Here is an 18,599-nt window from a genome sequence, read left to right as displayed (position 1 = left end):
ATGAGATTTAATAGGATTAAATAAGATGTTCCCGTATTTAATATTTCAAATGCGGCTCTGGGTACTATAAAACCCTTGTAAATCGCTGATTTACAAGGGTTTTTACTTTTTCAATATATACTAAAAGTGTACTATGCAACAATACTATGAGAAAAGTATAATTAGACTATATTTGGCATCATTTATTTAGGTTTAATTAATACTAATCGTTTTATATAAATGACTGTTCTGCAGTCGATCATACATTCTTTAGTGCTACCTTAATGGTAACAAGATGATACTAATGGCTTGCAATTGCGACAGTTTGTCTTTACCGACTGTATCTAACAAAGGAAAGTCGTATATTAAGAAACCATTTTTCTAAGCATGAAGTTTCTGGGAAGAAGTCAAACTACAGCAATACTCCACCCTCTACGGAAGATATGACAGACGAAATAATCTGTCATACTCAATCAGAATGTACCCAGCGGTTTAGACCCGAAGTCAGTTGAAACACAAGGGGCATAACCAAAGGAATAGTAGCATACTCTGACTTTGTAGAAGAGTGCATGAGTAATTACAGTCATAGCTGTGGGAAAAATTTGCTGGATATAGAAAGAGGGTTATATTTACTAAAAATCAAAAGTAATGAGGTTATTTAATGCAACTAAATACAAACTATATCCTATAATCCTCACAGTATTCATCCGGAAATATTACTTTGAAATTATCTTCCCCAATAAAAGTCTTATCAAGAATACATACTTGTATATGAGGACAAGTGTCAAGATAAGCAATGTGCCCTATCTTAAATGATATTTTCTGTATATGACTATTCATATCGTCCATAGCCCTTGCTCTAATCGCTTTATAAGTAAACTCCTGTGATTGCTTTAATTGTTCTAACACTACAGCCACTGTTATATTTTTGCCTGGATACACCTCGGAAAGCTTTCCCTCTAAAATTTTAAATTCAAACAAAGTGTTTGAATCCTCTAGATCGTAGACATTCTTATTATTAAAATCAACCTTTGATAGGCATATTATATAGTCTTTATTGGTTTTCTTGTAGATTTTTTTACCCCAAAGATGGGCATTATCTACGAAAGTGTCCCAATAATAACACCCTCTGCCTAACCACGCGTCCCCCCTTTTACAAATAAAAGGGCCGTGTTTTTCTACATAATCAACATTAGATTTGTCTTCTAAAGTTTGATACAAGTCAGTGGGCATCTTTACTATTTCTCTATAGTATTATTCCTTAACTCTTCTTGCAAAGAAGTCAGGTTCATCGTAGGCAAAATTATAGGATTCATATTCGCTTGTAAAGAAAGGGTACTAATAAATGCGCGAATGTAAGGGAAAATAATAGCAATGCTATTGGGATAAAAGAAACTCGGAATATTGCATAATTCAATTTGTTCAGAGAACACAAATTCTGAATGGCAATCAATTTCTACCAGCTGTGTTTCGATTTCATTATTATGCGATGATATAATAACACCTAAATCCAAATTGAACATAGCTCTATCTTTAAAGAACTCTCCTTTAGGAATGAACTTTACATTCAAGTCTAAATTACGTTCAGTCTGTGCAGGAAATTGTATTCTTGCTTTTGTAAAATAGTAGTTGTGAAATTTAAATGCAACCTTTTCCATATTTACCTATAAATGAAAAAATCCAAAGCTATACTCTGGATTTTTTTTGTTATTTACAATAATCAAGTTACTAACATCATTGTGCAATGAGTATTGAAAATCTTCCACAAAAAACTCAACAAATTCTCTTGCATTTGGTCCTATATTTTCATAAGGCTCCAAATACTTCCAATTTGCTTTCAACTGCTCATATGTTGCAGAGGAAAGAAAGTTTATCAAATCATCCAAAAGTTTACTCATAATGCAATAAGTTTTATTATATACCTCATTTGCTTTGCAAAGATATAATATTTATCTCAAATGCCAATGGAATTAAAATAAAAAACGTTTTCTTTAACATCTTTTCATCTCAAACATTGCTTTATTCTGTTTATTTCCCTTTCTTGGCTTTTTCTCCAACGAATGCCCTATCTTTGTAAACAATACCTATCTTAGAAAATTGCAAAAATGGAAAATGACAATCTAAAGATACAGCTTGACAGTATTCAACGAATATTAACATGAGTTCGATGAATTATAAGTGTCTATAAATTTGGTGATTAGTGAAATTTGTTGTAATTTTAAGGTATTGAAATACAAATAATTACAAACAAAATCGCTATGATCACCAAATTTATAGACACTTATAATTCGTCGAACTCACGTTAATTAGTTAAATAAAGAAAGATGAAGATAGTAGGAAGATTTATTGTGCTGATATTCGTGGCTTTTGCAATGATTTTCTCGTTAATATTCTGCTTCGACTCATCAGATGCACTCACAAATATTGAGTTGATAGGTGGATGGATTCTCTTTTGGGGAATCGTTCTCTATGGGTTAAAGAAAATGCGAATACTGTGAGAAAAGGACAAACGGAGATTTGAAGAAAAACTTATAAAATCAAGCAACAGAACTGTGGGAGTTGGTGTATCTTTGCTTGTATAAAACGAAAGAAAGAATAATGAAGTACGATAATTCTGAAGTGCGGCGACAGGATAGGTTGCTGGATGAAGAGAGTGCGCTGGAGTTGCTTAAGGATGCTGACTTCGGATTTTTGGCGATGCAGGCTGAAGATGGCGGTGGGTATGGCGTTCCGCTCAACTATGTTTATGACGAAAGTGAGGATGTGGTGTATCTGCACTGTGCGCCAGAGGGGCGGAAATTGAGATGTATAGAGCGAGAACCGCGCGTGACGTATACGATCATCGGGAAGGACTGCCACGTTGTACCCAATAAGTTTACGGAGGCTTACAGGAGTCTTGTGCTGACGTGTAGGGCGGAGATTGTGAAGGATGAAGAGCGGAGGCGGCAAGCTATGCGGCTTTTCGTGGATAAGCTCAGCCCGAACGACAGGATTGTGGGTTATAAATACGTAGAAAAGAGCCTTCACCGTACGGCTATCATCTGCCTGCACGTGGAACACTGTACGGGAAAAACGAAGCGCGTTACAGCGCAAACGCCTATTATCAGTAAGGGAGATTGAAGATTAGAGTTTTCGGAGTACTCGACAAGGATTGCCGGCGGCAACAACGCCGGCGGGAATATCGCGCGAAACAACACTGCCTGCACCTATGACAGAGTTGTCGCCAATGATGACGCCCGGAAGCACACAAACCTGCGCTCCAATCCATACATTATTGCCCACACGGATGGGCTCGGCACGCTCTTCGCCACGATTGCGTTGCTCAACATCGAAGGGATGAATCGCTGTATGAAAACCACACATAGGACCCACGAAAACATTATTGCCGAAAGTTACATGCCCGCCATCGAGGATTTGGCAACCTTTGTTCATAAAAAAATGATGACCTACGCTGATATTCACGCCATAATCGCAAAGGAAAGGTTGGAGAATGCAGCACTCCTCGCCTACCTGCCCCAGAATCTGACGAATGAGCGCATCGCGCCCCTCGCTATCGGACGGGTGCAGGCGGTTATAGTCGTAGAGCAAAGCTTGCGTACGCTTCATTTGCTGCCGGAGTTCGGGATCGGCAGCGGGATTATACCACTGCCCCGATAATGCTTTTTCTCGATCTGTCATCATTCCGCAAAGATACATAAAATATAGAAAAAGTTCGAGGCTCTCGGTATTCGCATACGGAGAGCCTCTAGATGGTATTATTAAAACTTTACAAAATTTACTGTACTTGAGATTCGCATCTGAAGAGACAGCGGAGATGATAAATACTATAATAGATGAGTGTTATTATCATGATCCTCGGAAGGAGAGTCTTTTGCTCTCTTTTCCTTATTGTTGACGCAAAGATATAGGTTAAATCCAAAACTACCAAGCGTCTGCTCAATTATTTCTCAAGATTTACCTATATTTTTGTAAAGTCTATGCATCAATATTAGCGTATGTGGCATTCCGCTCAATAAACTCGCGACGAGGTCCAACATCTTCACCCATAAGCATAGAGAAGGTGAAATCGGCGTTGGTAGCGTTTTCGAGCGTTACTTGCTTGAGAAGGCGCGTTTCGGGGTTCATGGTAGTTTCCCAGAGCTGACTGGGATTCATTTCACCCAAACCTTTGTAGCGCTGCGTCACGATATTGTCTTCTGAGCCTTCACCGTAGTCTTTGATAAACTGCAAGCGTGCTTGTTCATTATAGCAATATTCTTCGTGGTTACCCTTCTTACTTTTGCAACGATAGAGGGGCGGCATGGCAATGTAAAGATAACCGTCCTCAATGAGTTGTGGCATATAGCGATAGAAAAGAGTCATGATGAGCGTTGCGATGTGCTGACCATCGACATCGGCATCGGCCATGATGATAACCTTGTGATAGCGCAATTTCTCGATATTGGCTTCTTTACTTTCACCGTCCAGACCGAAGCGAACGCCCATGGCCTGAATGATGTTGTTGACTTCATCGCTCTCGAAAGCTTTGTGCCACATGGCTTTCTCTACGTTGAGAATCTTACCACGGAGCGGCAGAATGGCTTGCGTGCGACGACTGCGTCCCTGCTTGGCAGAACCACCTGCTGAGTCACCCTCGACAAGGAAAAGTTCGCATTCAGCAGCATCTTTACTAGAGCAGTCGGCCAACTTACCTGGTAAACCGCCACCCGTGAGCGGACTTTTGCGCTGCACACTCTCGCGTGCCTTTCGCGCAGCGATGCGGGCTGTTGCTGCCAGAATCACTTTGTCGACAATGAGCTTTGCCTCCTTAGGATGCTCCTCCAAATAATTGGTGAAAGCCTCACCCACTGCTTGATTGACTGCACCTGTCACTTCACTGTTGCCAAGACGCGTCTTAGTTTGCCCCTCAAACTGAGGTTCGGCCACTTTGACACTGATGACAGCAGTGAGACCCTCGCGGAAGTCTTCGCCACTGATTTCGATTTTAGCTTTCTCTATCTGCTTTGCTGCTGTCTGTTCAGCGTAGTTTTTAAGCACACGCGTGAGCGCTTGGCGGAAACCTGTTAAGTGAGTACCACCTTCTATCGTATTGATATTGTTGACATAGGAATGGATATTTTCAGAATATCCTGTGTTGTACATCACAGCCACATCGATGGGCAAGCCATTTTTGTTGGTTGAGATATGGATGACATCGTCGAAGAGATGTGAGCGACTGCTGTCCAGATAGCGAACGAACTCCGGCAGACCTTGCTCACTGAAGAACTCTTGCTGGCGGATGTTTCCTTCATCGTCCTTGCGGAGATCGGTCAGCGTGATTTTTAAGCCTGCATTGAGGTAGGCCAACTCACGCATACGGTTGGAAAGAGTATCGTAGTTGTAAGTCGTGGTAGAGAACACCGTATCATCCGGCCAGAACTGCTGGCGAGTACCTCTCAGTTCGGTTTCACCCACCACCTTTACACTGTAGAGCGGTTTTCCTTTTTCGTATTCCTGCTGGTAGATTTTACCATCGCGGAACACTTGCGACTTCATGTGAGTGGAGAGAGCGTTAACGCAGCTCACACCAACACCGTGAAGACCGCCACTGACTTTATAGGAACCTTTGTCGAACTTACCACCGGCATGGAGCACGGTCATAACAACCTCGAGGGCAGAACGATGCTCTTTGGGGTGCATATCTACGGGAATACCGCGACCATTGTCTTGCACAACGATAGAATTGTCCTCACAAATTGTTACTTCAATGTGAGTACAATAGCCAGCAAGGGCTTCGTCGATAGAGTTGTCCACCGTTTCGTAAACCAGATGGTGTAAGCCTCGTTCACCTGTATCACCAATGTACATGGCAGGGCGCTTGCGTACCGCTTCCAAACCTTCAAGAACTTGGATATTGGAGGCGGAATAATTGGAGCCGTTCTGTTCGATTTCTTCCATATATTATGCTTTGTTTTTATCTTGTCTCATATAGGTTACAAATATACGATTTTTCCTAAGTAACGACAAAGGTTTAAGGGTAAAAAGGAGGATACTGCTCTACTAAGAATTACACGTCTCTATGCCTCGATGCTTTGGGGGCGTAGATACAATAAAGATGTCGGCTGACAGCCTTATTGTATCAGCTGACGCAATAAGGCTATCAGTCAGCTTCCTTATAGCATTTTAAGGCACAATATATGCGTTTCTTAACGGCTTTGAAGCAGTATGTATACATTCAAAGGGGATATGAGAAAAGACGCTTAGAATAAAGAAAAGGACAGTCTTCAGTGAGTGGATTCATACATACACAAAAAGGGCTGCCTCCTTTTGTCGGAGACAGCCCTTGAGAATTATTGAAGAAATGATTTGATTACTTTACCAAAACCTTCTTACCGTTGATGATATAGAGGCCAGACTTCACGTTCTGTACGCGACGACCCTGGAGGTCGTAAACAACGTTAGCCTTATTGCCTTCCACTACGAGGCCGATACCCGTTGAGAGGTTCTCATTGAGAAGCTCCTGAGCAGTAACATTGTTAGGCAGAGCCACCTGGAGGTTGCCAGCTTCAGTAGTCATTGCCAAGCCAGAGAAGTAACCGCTGTTAGCGCCTACATTTCTCATGTATTCGGGGTTAGAAGCACGTACGGGAGAGAGAGTTGCAGAGTAGAAGTTCAGAGAAGTGAACTTAGTGATCTTCGTACCATCTACAGTACCAATCATACCGTTGTTAGTCTTACCTTCGAAAGCGAATGTCGGTTGACCGCCAGTGAGTGTTACACCTACGTTAACTTCATTTTCGTTAGCATCAGCTACATAGTAAACAGGAGTACCTGCGGGGATTGTGCCAGAGATTTCCTGGAATGCAAGAACAGTGTCAGTGCCAGTAGCGTGGAGACCCAAGAATGAGTATGCCTTACCATTACCATAGAAGCCATCGATATCGAACGGCATAGTGATGATTTGACCCTTACCCTTAGTAACAGCTACGAAAGTACCGTCAGTGCTGAGAGCAGATTCAGCCATAGTGAATGCACCATTATTCAAACCTGCCTTGATATCACCGTTGTAAGCTACGATACGACCAGCAGCACCAGTGTTGAGATACTTGTCAGTACCCACCTTGATGTTCATTGCGCCAGAGTTAACATCGTAAGCAGAAGAGAGCTGGATGTCGCGAGCAGTGTCAGAGAGGGTAACATTTGCGTTCAACTGGTTCTGGAGATCCATGTAGCGACCAGTACCCATATTCTTCAGACGTACAGTCTGGTTAGCAGCATCAACGCTTTCAACAAGCCAGTTGTAACCATAGTGATCGTCTACCTTCACAGAGTCAGCGCCAGACTGGTTAGGAGCCATATAGCGGATACCAGTACCGAAGCCGTTGTTCACAGCGTAAACAGGAGCGTTAGCGGCACGACCGTCAGCAGTGCTGCTTGTTGCAGTGCGGATAGTGTAGATCTTACCAGCTGTTGGGAGAACCATCTTAGCTTCGAGTGTCTTCTTAGCTTCAGCCAACTTAGCTTGAGCTGCCTGAAGTTCAGCAACCGTCCAGTCGTTTGCATTAGGCTTGTTGTTTGCGAGGGTAGAAACCTCGTCTACAACAGTCTGAGCAGCTGTCTTAGCGCTTGTGGGGAAGAAACCAACAGAAGGAGTATCAGAGAACGGAAGCTTAGTGAGCTGAGTCTTCAGTGCGTTGAGCAAAGATCTAACAGTAGAAGGATCGGGCAGAGCAGCCTTCACCTTGTCGTAAGCCTGAGTCAGAGCATCGATAGTAGCTTGCGTAGCAGCCTTGTTGTTCAACTCGCGACGAGCGTTAGCAAGAGCAGTTTCGAATGCTGCAACGTCAGCTGCAGGAACCTGAGAAATTGTAGAACGAGCTGCGTCGAGCTGTGCATTGTTGTACACACGGAATTCACCAATGTGGAAGAACTTGAAGCCATTGAGCTGCTGATTACCTGTTGAGTTGAGGCAGACAATGCGGAAGAACTTATAAGGTTGAGTGAGAGTAGGAGCAACCATAGCTGCGCCATTCTTCAGCGTGTCGCTACCGATAATAGCATTCTGCGTGTAGTTAACACCATAGAGGCCTTCGTCAGCCCAAGTACCAGTTGTATCGTTAGTTGCGAGCAAGCGGAAGAGCTGGAGGTCGTTCACGCCATTTGCGTTGTAACGCTTAGCAAACTGGAAGAGAGGTTTCTGAACAGCATCGTTGAGGTTCACCTGCAGATAGTGGTTCTCACGGATAGCGCCCTGCCATGCAGAGTGGAAATACCAGTTGTTACCAGAAGCACCCTTAGGACCTGCAACGTTGTCGATAAGACCTTCGAAAGAACCTTCGTTGCCTTGCTTAGCATTAGAAGAGAACTGAGCTGCGTCAGTAACAAGACCAGCTTCGTCGAAAGTTACATAACCTTCTGCTGTTCTGTTGGGAACATCACAAGTATAAACGCGGCACTCTGTGTTGAGTACAGAAGACTTTTCATAAATGCCGTTAAGAGCCACGTTGAGCTTGTTCTGAGCCACCTGGCTTACAAGAGCCGTAATCTCAGATTCGGGAACCGGAGTGAATACGAAAGCATCACCTGGATCGTTCTTCTGGTTCCACTGAGAGATGAAGCCCTGGCTTGTGTATGTATTCCAAAGACCATCGCTCTCCGTCTTACCAATATTGAATGTATTGCTGCTGAATGTGCTCTTAGATACAGTCCAAGCGAACTGATCAGAAGAAGTTGCATAAGCTGTATTAGCACCCGTATACTTCACATAGTTGCTCGTACCGAAGTTCTTGATATAGAACTTACCTTCCTCACCTGTTGGGATGAACTGGAAGATGTAAGCAACATCGTTAACAGTAGCGGGAGATTCGTGAGTCACACCACTCTTGATCATCAGTTTAGAACCATTGTCGTAAGCATGGCTTGCAGTAGCACGGCTATCGTTCAAATAGTAGTAACCAGCAGTTACAGGGTTCGTATTCTTCAGAGCTTCAGCAGTAGATTTGAGGTTCTGAACGAGAGTTTCAGCCTCAGCATCCGTCAGAGCAGGGTTAGCCTGAGCTGCAACAGCAGCCTGGAATGCAGCCTTAGCAGCATCCAATGTTGCTTGGGAGATCTGACCAGGGAGAGTACCTACAGAATACTGATCCGTAGTGGGCTCGCCATTGGGATAGAACATATTGATGGCATTGCCGATATATTCTGCACCATGAGCTTCAGACACAGAGAAGATGAGCCATTCTGTACCACCCGTCCAAGGAGCGAGGTAAGGATGTACGTGCTCAGCCTCGATGTAAGTAGCTGTCAGGTTGTTGTTGTTCAGGTATGTGTAAGTTGAAGCAAACACAAAACCACCTTCAACAAACTTACCAGTCACCTTCTTACGGAAGTCGGTACTGTTTTGCTCAGCAGCCATAGCTGTGAAGACAAGAGCATCAGAAGGATTAGAAGTGTAAGGAATCCATGCACCACCCTTATCCTGAGTGTCCATACCACCATCAAGGATTACATTCTGAATGTACTTGCCGGTAGATACTTGCTTGAAGCGATAGGTGGGCTCACCATTCACTTCTTCGCCCGTGGGTTCGAAAATGACGAGACTCTCATCGCCCACTTGGGAGGTCAGATCGGCATCGCCATTCCAATACTTGCTATGCCCAACATTCTGGATAACAACCTTGCTACCATCTGTCGGGATTGCCGACAGCTGTTCGCCAAGAGTGTACTTCTGGGCATACGCATTTACTCCTATCAGAGATAGAAGTAATAATGAAAAAAGGTAAGAAATCTTCTTCATTACGTAACAGTTTTTTGAGTTTAACAATTTATTTAAGTCTCTATTTGTAATCTTGATATGCAAAATGCAGCAAAATGCGTATCCTGAAGATACTCTTCTTTCGCATAAGACGGACAAATATAATACGTTTCTTAAAACATACCAACTTTTTGCAAAGTTTTAACTACTTGAAATGACAAGAGCACTATACAAAAGAGAAGCTAAAAGCAGAAAAATCCAACAGAAATACGTAATTTCGCAGATAAAAGAAAAATAATGAACAACGAAGCAGATTTACGCAACAAGGCATTGGCTGGTGATGCTGAAGCACAAAGAGAACTGGGCAATCGCTATCGCGAGTTTGATCTCATGATTACTCCTGCTGAGGGAGAAGACCGCTTTGAGCCCACGTTGAAAGAAGCTATTCACTTCCTATCCTTGGCTGCTAAACAAGGGCTCGTCGAGGCGCAAGTGGACTTGGCCAATATGCTTTCGCTCGAACTCCCCACACAAGCCAACTACGCAACGGCACTCACTTGGTACGAACGCGCAGCGAAGAAAGGCAACCTCAGCGCGCTGATTCGTCTCGGGATGATGGCCGAACAAGGACAGGGACAACCGCGCAACTATCCGCTGGCGGCTAAATACTACGAGCGGGCGGCAGACAAGGGACACGCGTTGGGTATGTTCAACCTCGCCCTGCTCTATCGCTCGGGGCGTGGCGTGGAGGCTTCGCCCAAGAAAGCTATCAAATACTTCAAAAAAGCTTCCGATAAAGGCGATCTCTACGCGCCTTATTATATAGGAGAGATGCTCGAATTTGAAAAACCTGATGAAGCGCGCACTTGGTACGATATGGCCGCCTCTCGAGGATTGCTCGAGGCAGAACTCAAAATCGGGCAGCTCCTCCATCGTCAAGGTCACAACCAGGAAGCTCTCCCTCACCTCCGCCATGCGGTCAAACTGGGTGGTGCCGCTGCCCGACAAGCTTTGACCATCTTAGAAGAAATAGGCCTCGAACAATAGGCAACGTTTCTCTTGGCATCTGCGCTATAGGGTTAAAAAACAGGAAAAATTTGGTATGTCTGAATTAAAAGCCTACCTTTGCCAACAGAAACGAAAAATAACATACAGGATGTAAAGGATTCTCACTTGTCTAGAGCGAGAGTTCTTTTGTTTTTGTACTATTGTTGAACAACTAATAACAACAAATAACAATGGCTTACATGACCCAAGAGGGCTACGATAAGATTGTAGCTCAGATTCGTCACATGGAACGAATCGACCGCCCCGCAGCCTCTGCAGCGATTGCAGAAGCGCGCGACAAAGGCGATCTGAGTGAGAATAGCGAATACGATGCAGCAAAAGAAGCTCAAGCTATGCTCGAAATGAAGATTAACCAACTAAAGGAAACTATTGCACACGCAAAGATTATCGACACCAGCAAGCTCAGCAACGAGACTGTGCAGATTCTCTCTACCGTGGAAATGAAAAACGTGAAGAACGGTATGACGATGAAGTACACCATCGTGAGCGAAAGCGAGGCCAACCTGCGCGAAGGTAAAATCAGCAGTCGCACACCGATTGCTCAAGGATTGCTCGGCCACAAAGTGGGCGACATTGTTGAGGTAAAAATTCCACAAGGCATCATCCAACTCGAAATCATAAAGATCTCTATTGCCTAATTGCTTAATCCGCAAATCCCCCACAAGCGGCGAACGCACGATATCTCCATCGGAGACAACTGCGCTCGCCGCTTTTTTATACACTGCTTTCTCGAGAGCAACTCAGACGAGCAGAGGTGAGTGCAGTGCATCGCATTGCAAGCGTGGAGGGAATATCTCTCCTCTCCCGCCCAAGAAAAACGCAGTTTTTGTTGTCACATTGTCACGCAGGAGAGAAAGCGTTGATAAACAATAGCTTTAATTGAGTGACAACATTTTTTATTGTCACACTGTTGTCACGCCCATAATCTTCCTACTCAATGTGTGACAACAGAAAAAAAGAAAGTCCGATACAAACGGAGCTACAAGAAGAAAGAGCTAAGTATTTTTATCCATAAAAGAAGGCTGTCACCGATGCAGGAGAGCATCAAAATGACAGCCTTGAATGTTTAGTTTTGAAAACTAAGTTGCGAAAGGTCTGTGCTCAGTTTGCGGCCGACCTCATAAAGTTGGTCGGCGTACAAGTGGAGCGATTACCTCAGTTTATCAATAGTTTTCAGCATTAATCTCGAAGTAGCTCTGCGGATGGTTGCAAGTGGGGCAAACCTGAGGAGCTTTCGGACCAATCACGATATGGCCACAGTTGCGGCACTTCCAGATGCGATCACCGTCGCGGCTAAATACGATGCCTTCCTCGATATTTTCGAGGAGCTTGCGGTAGCGCTCTTCGTGGTGCTTCTCAATAGCTGCTACGAGTTCGAATTTAGCAGCAATCTCCGTGAAGCCTTCTTCGCGTGCTTCCTTCGCCATAGTGGCGTACATATCTGTCCATTCGTAGTTCTCGCCCGCTGCAGCATCCTCGAGGTTTTCGCTGGTAGTGCCTATGTTGCCACCATGAAGGTATTTAAACCACATTTTGGCGTGTTCCTTCTCGTTTTGAGCTGTCTCTTCAAAGAGAGCTGCAATTTGTTCAAAACCATCTTTCTTTGCCTTTGAAGCATAGAAAGAATACTTATTGCGAGCCATGCTCTCACCTGCAAACGCGGTTTCCAGGTTCTTCTCTGTCTTAGTTCCTTTTAAATCTTTCATTGTTATGTCTTATTATGTAAAACTATATGTTATGTTCGTTTTCTCTATGTTCTTTTTTACTCTTAGATACGCACAGGCTCTATGGTATAGCCTGCTTTCTTGAGCATTTCCACAATGCCAGGGCCTGCATCTGTGGAGGTGAGGTGTAGGAGGCCAACCACGAAGAGGTTCGATTTCTCCTTCATCATGGAGGGCATCACTTTCATCCAGCGATCGTTGCGTTCTGTGAGCGCAATCTGCTGCCCCATTTGCTGAAAGGCCTGCTTGTCGGCAGCTGCCATGACTTGAGCTGTGCGCTGCCCGTCTTGACTCATATATGCCTTGAGCATTTGATGTGCATATACCATCATCCCGTCCAGCGATGTCATGACTTCATACAGCATATTAGCTCTATTGGCGATAGGGCCAAGATTGGCAAGACCACGGTGCATCTTGTTGATAAAGGTGGAATCAATTTTCACTTTTCGGAAGTCGATCATGATCTGAGGGAGCAGACTTTTCTGATATTCGAGCGACTCCAACTGAGCGTAGTCCTTGTGAAGAGAATCGGCCAATACGTTCATATACTCATCTATCATGACTGATTTCTGTCCCGTTTTCACCCCAATATATTCTTGTCCTAAAATGGCATACATCTCCATCGCCAGTTGCACCGCTGATGCAGCAAACACTCCTGGTTCGTAGTGCCACCAACAAGTGTCGGTAGGTACGAGAAATTTCACCAGATGATAGCGGTGTAAGAGCGAATCAACGGTATGGAATTTTGCGGGGGCTATGACCTGCATTTGGCTATCTGCGGGGAGCATGATATAAGGGAGAATCTGCTCGGAGAGAGCTTTGGCAGACGCCATGTTTGAATCGTTGTACAGCTTGCTTTGGCGATGGTCGATTTCCGTGACGATGCGCTGCACGTTGTGCGCAATCTCCATAAACTTTTGGCTACGACTCACAAACTCGTGGGGCACGGTATGCACAGATCCGAAGATATACGATGGCGCAGTAAGTCCATTCCCCGAAATGCGATACATCAGCGCACTCGGAATCGTATCTTTCTTTGCCGTTTGAGCCGAAATCCCAGAGATGCTGAAAGCTACCAGCATCAGAACGACCGCAGCTCTGATCATTCCAGAGCCTCGTAAAATATTCTTTATCATGCTCTTAAAAGTTTCTGTTGCAAAGTTAAAATAAAACAATGCTTCTCACACAAATTATGCCTATAAAAAAACAAAAATCATCGTTAGAAACTAAGGTTTTAATGCGTACTGACAAACAGATATAGCAATTTCATAAAAAGGAAAAATCGGTGACTTAGATAGTTTCTAAATCACTGATTTCTTCTTTATGTGGACCAGCTAGGGCTTGAACCTAGGACCTCCAGATTATGAGTCTGTTGCTCTAACCAACTGAGCTACAAGTCCGGTGCAAAGGTCGGTGAATGAACTTTGCGTTGCAAAAATAGAAAAAGTTAAGGATTCTACCAAATAAGGGAGACTAAAATTTACTTTTCAGCCTCGAAAGCGGTGAGAATCTTGTGGGCTGTTTGTTGCATTTCCTCGGCGGAGAGATGGAGTTTCTCCTTGCGGAAATCCATGTCGCCTTCTGTTTGCATAGGGACGAGGTGGATGTGAGCGTGGTTCACTTCCAGTCCCAGAACCGCCATACCCACTTTGATGCAGGGGAAGGCCGTTTTGATGGCGCGAGCTACGCGCTTCGTGAATACTATCATGCGGCTCAGTTCGTCGTCGGTGAGGTCGAAGAAATAATCCTCTTCGCGCTTGGGGATGACGAGGGTATGGCCTTGTGAGAGCGGACTGATGTCTAAGAAAGCATAGAATTCTTCATTTTCTGCACAGCGATAGGAGGGAATTTCGCCTGCTACGATTTTGCTAAATAGTGTCATGCTGAATGATGTTTTGATGATATAAGGCGAAGATAGTTACTTTTGCTGAAACGTGCTCGCTTTCTCTCGGGTTTATACAGAAATTTTGTGATGTAGCATGATAGTGTTGTAGTAGTTTCCTCCCTTTCGTAGGAAAAATAATGTATTCGTCTGACAATTTTTCCTATTTTTGTAATCTCTCTATAAGAGAATTTTAATAATGGCATTGGCACTTTTACTTATTAGCACATTAAGAAAATATGGCAAAAAACATCGCACTCATCACGGGCATAACAGGACAAGATGGTTCTTATCTCTCCGAATTTCTTTTAGAAAAAGATTACGAAGTGCACGGCATCATTCGCCGTTCTTCTGTGGACTTTCGTGAGCGCATTGCCCATCTTGAAGGACATCCACACTTTCATCTCCACTATGCCGATTTAGGCGATTCCATGAGTCTTATGGGAGTCATTGGTAGGGTGCGCCCTACGGAAATCTACAACTTGGCGGCACAAAGTCATGTGCAGGTGAGTTTCGACTCTCCGGAATACACGGCCAACATTGATGCTACGGGTGTTTTGCGCATTCTCGAAGCTGTTCGCAATACGGGATTGACGGACAGTTGCCGCATCTATCAGGCTTCAACTTCTGAACTCTACGGCAAAGTGGAGGAAGTGCCGCAAAACGAGAACACGCCGTTCCACCCTTATAGTCCCTACGCTGTTGCAAAGCTCTACGGCTATTGGATTGTTCGCGAATATCGCGAAGCTTATGGCATGTTCTGCTGTTCGGGAATCTTATTTAATCACGAAAGCGAGCGCCGTGGCGAAACTTTCGTGACGCGCAAAATTACCCTTGCTGCTGCACGCATCAAGCAAGGGAAACAGAAAAAGCTCTACCTGGGAAACCTTAGTTCCTTGCGCGATTGGGGTTACGCCAAAGATTATGTGGAATGTATGTGGCTCATCTTGCAGAACAAAGTCCCCGAGGACTTCGTCATCGCTACAGGGGTTCAGCATAGCGTACGCGAATTTTGCTACTACGCTTTTAAGCGTGTGGGGATAGAACTTGAATTTCATGGAGAAGGCATCAATGAAAAAGGTATCAACAAGGCCACGGGGGAAGTGCTTATTGAAGTGTCGCCCGACTTCTTCCGCCCTACCGATGTGATCAATCTTTGGGGCGACCCGACAAAGGCCAAAGCAAAATTAGGTTGGAATCCGAATAAAACCAGCTTTGAAGAACTCGTCAACCTTATGGTTGATAGCGATATGGCTAAAGTGGCGGCAGAACGAGCCAGCGAACAAGTCAGAACAAATCTTGTGGAATATTTGGAGAAGGGAATTGTTAAGTAACAACATGTTAGAGAAAACAGCTAAAATTTACGTTGCCGGACACAACGGACTTGTTGGGTCGGCCATTTGTGAAAACCTCCTACGGCGTGGTTATACAAACCTTGTGAAACGTTCTCATCAAGAACTCGACTTGACGGATCAATACGCCGTCGAGCAGTTTTTCGAGGCGGAACGCCCAGATGCTGTAGTTCTTGCAGCAGCTTTCGTGGGTGGCATCATGGCCAATTCGATCTATCGCGCAGACTTCATCATGCAAAACATGAAGATGCAGTGCAATGTCATCAGTAGTGCCTATTCACACAAAGTTCAAAAACTCCTCTTTCTCGGCTCCACCTGCATCTATCCAAAGAATGCTCCCCAGCCCATGAAGGAAAACTGCCTGCTCACTTCGCCGCTCGAATATACCAATGAGGAATATGCCATTGCAAAAATAGCGGGGCTAAAAATGTGTGAGAGCTACAACTTGCAGTATGGTACAAACTACATTGCTGTTATGCCCACAAATCTCTACGGCCCTAATGATAACTTCCATCTGGAAAACTCACATGTCATGCCAGCAATGATGCGAAAAATATACCTTGCCCGACTCATCCATGACAACGATTGGGACGCCATCCGAGCCGATATGAACAAACGTCCTATAAATCCTACGGACAATCTACGAGCACTGATAGGTGAGGGCAATGTGGATGGTGAAGATTCTAAAGAGCGCATTCTTCAAGCATTGGCTTTCTACGGCATCGAAGACAATCGTGTCATGCTATGGGGGAATGGGAGTCCGCTCCGCGAGTTTCTTTGGAGCGAAGATATGGCAGATGCCAGTGTCCACGTCCTGCTAAATGTTGATTTCAAGGACATTATTGGTGTGGAGAAGTATTCCAGTGTTTTTTACGGAACACGTACTGATGGCGCTGTAAATCGTGATAACAGTGAAGGTCGAGGTGGAGCTATTCCCGATTTAGGCGAAATCCGCAACTGCCACATCAATATCGGTACAGGTAAGGAAATCACCATCCGTGCTCTTGCTGACCTCATCGTTCATACTGTCGGATTTCAGGGCGAAATCGTATGGGATAAAACCAAGCCCAATGGTACGCCACGAAAACTAATCGATGTTGACAAGCTCCATAGTCTTGGCTGGACTCATCGCGTAGAAATTGAAGAAGGTGTTAGCCGTCTGTATCGTTGGTATAAAGAAAGTCTTGAACATTAGAATAAATCACACCAATTATGTTGAAAATCTTCAGAAGATTCTGAAGATTTTTTTAGCTTTTTCTGGAGGAGATGTGTAGATATAAGAAAGGTTAGCGTAGATTTCCTTATTGTGTTAAAAAATACAATAAGGATGTGAGCTGAAAGGCTTATTGTGTCAGCTGGCGCGCTTATTGTGGCGGAGAACACAATCAAGGGAAGGAAGAGTATGGGGAAGTGCACCCTTCTTGTGTGCTTGTTTTTCTGTTGTCACGTTGTCACACTGTGAGTATAAGTATCTGAAAACATGCATGATATAAGTGTGACAACAAAAAAACTTGTTATTACTCACCTAAACCACTATTTTTCAATTACTTCTCTCCTGTATAACAACAAAATTTGCGTTTCTCTTAGAGAGAGGGAGTGATGCTCCCTCCACGCTTGCAGTGCGACGCCGCCGGCGTCGGAGTTCTCTCTGTCCTCTTCTCCACGGGTTCACCCTTCGGGCATCACCCGCGGTTAAGCATGGTGCGCCTCCGCCGGAGGCGAGAATGTCTCTGTGTGGATGCTACTGAGGAGGAGAGGTAGTGAAAGTGTCTACAGACTATACGCGATATGCAAGAACAGAGGCTGGCGAAGTAGTGGATGAGAGCATTCACAAGACTATATGCGATAGCAAGGACGGAGGCAGGCGAAACGCCTCCACGTGCTCACCCACTGTCTCCAGAGGGGACACACTATGCGTAACCGCGGGTGATGCCCAAAGGGCGAACCCGTGGAAGGTAGACAAACCCACCCTACGACACCGGCGGTGTCGCACAGCAGCCACCCCTACCCATCTGAGTTTCTCCCTCAACGCTTGCAGTGCGACGCAGCCGGAGACTAATGGATCTGTATAGTTGCAACTCATCTTCAAATAAAATTCTCTTCCTATATACTTAATAAACTACAAAAAGTTGCGTTATATGGAAACTTTCTTTTTATCTTTGCCCTATGAACAGAAAGATAAGAGTTTATAAAAGATACTTTTTAGACTTTATCGAACAGCTAAGCGAAGGAGAGCGACGAAAGATTGATTATGGCTTACAGCTTCTGAAAACTCAAGAGCGGCTTTCCACAAAGTTTGTCAAACTCATTCGAGAAGGCCTATTCGAATTGCGCACGGAATTTAATGGGAACATCTATCGTGTCTTTTTTATTTTTGATGATGGACAAATAGTTGTGTTGTTCAACGGATTTCAGAAAAAGACACAGAAGACACCGAGCATGGAAATAGAAAAGGCATTAAAAATAAAAGAACAATACTATGCAGAAAAAGAATAACATCACAGACTATGATGCCATATTAGAATCACGATATGGTAAAGAGGGCAGCCCTGAACGCTTGCAATTCGAAGAAGAAGCTAAGGCTTTCTATGCAGCACAACTACTTCTTCAAGCACGCAAGGAAGCCAAAGTGTCACAAAGCGAACTTGCCCTGCGTGTAGGGACAACAAAGTCTTATATCTCTAAGATTGAGAATGGAGTGGTAGAGCCTGGCGTAGGATTGTTTTTCCGCTTGATCAATGCGCTGGGCCTGCGTATTGATATTACTAATCCTATAGGGATGTAAAGCAAACGAAGAGGGGGGACAGGAGGTAATGTCTGAAAAAGTGTGTAAGATTCTCCTCGTCCTTTCCCCATGCTTGGGA

16 protein-coding genes and 1 tRNA gene are annotated in these 18,599 nt (G+C 44.4%); 7 read left to right on the top strand and 10 right to left on the bottom strand.

Annotated elements, in window-relative coordinates:
* Positions 1-657: 657 nt before the first annotated feature.
* Genes ABLA33_RS08070 through ABLA33_RS08060 form a run of 3 tightly spaced genes read right to left on the bottom strand, consistent with a single transcriptional unit; the run spans position 658 to position 1,877 of the window.
* Positions 658-1,212 carry a hypothetical protein gene (locus ABLA33_RS08070; RefSeq protein WP_347719917.1) on the bottom strand — a complete coding sequence of 185 codons (555 nt, stop codon included), beginning with the start codon at positions 1,210-1,212 and terminating at the stop codon, positions 658-660.
* A 5-nt stretch (positions 1,213-1,217) separates the two neighbouring features.
* Entirely contained in the window at positions 1,218-1,637 is a 420-nt protein-coding gene (locus ABLA33_RS08065) for a hypothetical protein (protein WP_347719916.1), read from the bottom strand.
* Positions 1,638-1,643: 6 nt separating this feature from the next.
* Positions 1,644-1,877 (bottom strand): hypothetical protein, encoded by a 234-nt coding sequence (locus ABLA33_RS08060; RefSeq protein ID WP_347719915.1) that lies wholly within the window; start codon positions 1,875-1,877, stop codon positions 1,644-1,646.
* A gap of 700 nt (positions 1,878-2,577) precedes the next feature.
* On the opposite strand from ABLA33_RS08060, the gene ABLA33_RS08055 reads away from it, so the two are divergent.
* A complete protein-coding gene (locus tag ABLA33_RS08055; RefSeq protein WP_347719914.1) occupies positions 2,578-3,099 on the top strand; it encodes a pyridoxamine 5'-phosphate oxidase family protein in 522 nt (173 codons plus the stop codon).
* Positions 3,100-3,102: 3 nt separating this feature from the next.
* Here ABLA33_RS08055 and ABLA33_RS08050 read toward each other — a convergent pair whose 3' ends face one another.
* From ABLA33_RS08050 to ABLA33_RS08040, 3 genes are all read right to left on the bottom strand, one after another.
* The gene (locus ABLA33_RS08050) at positions 3,103-3,660 is read right to left on the bottom strand and encodes a sugar O-acetyltransferase (RefSeq protein ID WP_347719913.1); all 558 of its coding nucleotides are present in this window, start codon (positions 3,658-3,660) and stop codon (positions 3,103-3,105) included.
* A gap of 294 nt (positions 3,661-3,954) precedes the next feature.
* Positions 3,955-5,916, bottom strand: coding sequence for a DNA topoisomerase (ATP-hydrolyzing) subunit B (gene gyrB / locus ABLA33_RS08045; RefSeq protein WP_311489865.1), 1,962 nt, complete (start codon positions 5,914-5,916; stop codon positions 3,955-3,957).
* Positions 5,917-6,328: 412 nt separating this feature from the next.
* Entirely contained in the window at positions 6,329-9,751 is a 3,423-nt protein-coding gene (locus tag ABLA33_RS08040) for a hypothetical protein (protein ID WP_347719912.1), read from the bottom strand.
* Between the two features lie 255 nt (positions 9,752-10,006).
* Here ABLA33_RS08040 and ABLA33_RS08035 point away from each other — a divergent pair, with 255 nt between their 5' ends.
* A complete protein-coding gene (locus ABLA33_RS08035) occupies positions 10,007-10,756 on the top strand; it encodes a tetratricopeptide repeat protein (RefSeq protein ID WP_347719911.1) in 750 nt (249 codons plus the stop codon).
* Between the two features lie 191 nt (positions 10,757-10,947).
* Positions 10,948-11,415: a transcription elongation factor GreA gene (gene greA / locus ABLA33_RS08030; RefSeq protein WP_311489862.1), complete on the top strand. Its 468-nt coding sequence runs from the start codon at positions 10,948-10,950 to the stop codon at positions 11,413-11,415.
* A gap of 525 nt (positions 11,416-11,940) precedes the next feature.
* Here the strand turns inward: greA and rbr are convergent.
* The 4 genes from rbr to ABLA33_RS08010 form a co-directional block, all read right to left on the bottom strand.
* Positions 11,941-12,483, bottom strand: coding sequence for a rubrerythrin (gene rbr, locus ABLA33_RS08025; protein WP_311489861.1), 543 nt, complete (start codon positions 12,481-12,483; stop codon positions 11,941-11,943).
* 62 nt (positions 12,484-12,545) lie between these two features.
* Entirely contained in the window at positions 12,546-13,637 is a 1,092-nt protein-coding gene (locus ABLA33_RS08020; RefSeq protein WP_347719910.1) for a TraB/GumN family protein, read from the bottom strand.
* Between the two features lie 190 nt (positions 13,638-13,827).
* A tRNA-Ile gene (locus tag ABLA33_RS08015) sits at positions 13,828-13,901 on the bottom strand.
* Positions 13,902-13,981: 80 nt separating this feature from the next.
* Positions 13,982-14,383, bottom strand: coding sequence for an HIT family protein (locus ABLA33_RS08010; protein ID WP_347719909.1), 402 nt, complete (start codon positions 14,381-14,383; stop codon positions 13,982-13,984).
* Between the two features lie 239 nt (positions 14,384-14,622).
* On the opposite strand from ABLA33_RS08010, the gene gmd reads away from it, so the two are divergent.
* The 4 genes from gmd to ABLA33_RS07990 all read left to right on the top strand — a co-directional run bounded on the left by gmd (position 14,623) and on the right by ABLA33_RS07990 (position 18,520).
* On the top strand, positions 14,623-15,717 hold the full coding sequence (gmd, locus tag ABLA33_RS08005) for a GDP-mannose 4,6-dehydratase (RefSeq protein ID WP_347719908.1): 1,095 nt from the start codon (positions 14,623-14,625) through the stop codon (positions 15,715-15,717).
* Positions 15,718-15,721: 4 nt separating this feature from the next.
* Positions 15,722-16,930: a GDP-L-fucose synthase gene (locus ABLA33_RS08000; protein WP_347719907.1), complete on the top strand. Its 1,209-nt coding sequence runs from the start codon at positions 15,722-15,724 to the stop codon at positions 16,928-16,930.
* A 971-nt stretch (positions 16,931-17,901) separates the two neighbouring features.
* A complete protein-coding gene (locus ABLA33_RS07995; RefSeq protein ID WP_347719906.1) occupies positions 17,902-18,231 on the top strand; it encodes a type II toxin-antitoxin system RelE/ParE family toxin in 330 nt (109 codons plus the stop codon).
* Positions 18,215-18,520: a helix-turn-helix transcriptional regulator gene (locus ABLA33_RS07990; RefSeq protein ID WP_315091792.1), complete on the top strand. Its 306-nt coding sequence runs from the start codon at positions 18,215-18,217 to the stop codon at positions 18,518-18,520. The genes ABLA33_RS07995 and ABLA33_RS07990 overlap by 17 nt, the downstream gene beginning before the upstream one ends.
* Positions 18,521-18,599 lie beyond the last annotated feature (79 nt).

Source organism: uncultured Alloprevotella sp. (genome assembly GCF_963536905.1).
Classification (GTDB): Bacteria; Bacteroidota; Bacteroidia; order Bacteroidales; family Bacteroidaceae; genus Alloprevotella.
Note: the sequence above shows the minus strand (reverse complement) of the source record. Positions and strands in the feature narration are given on the sequence as shown.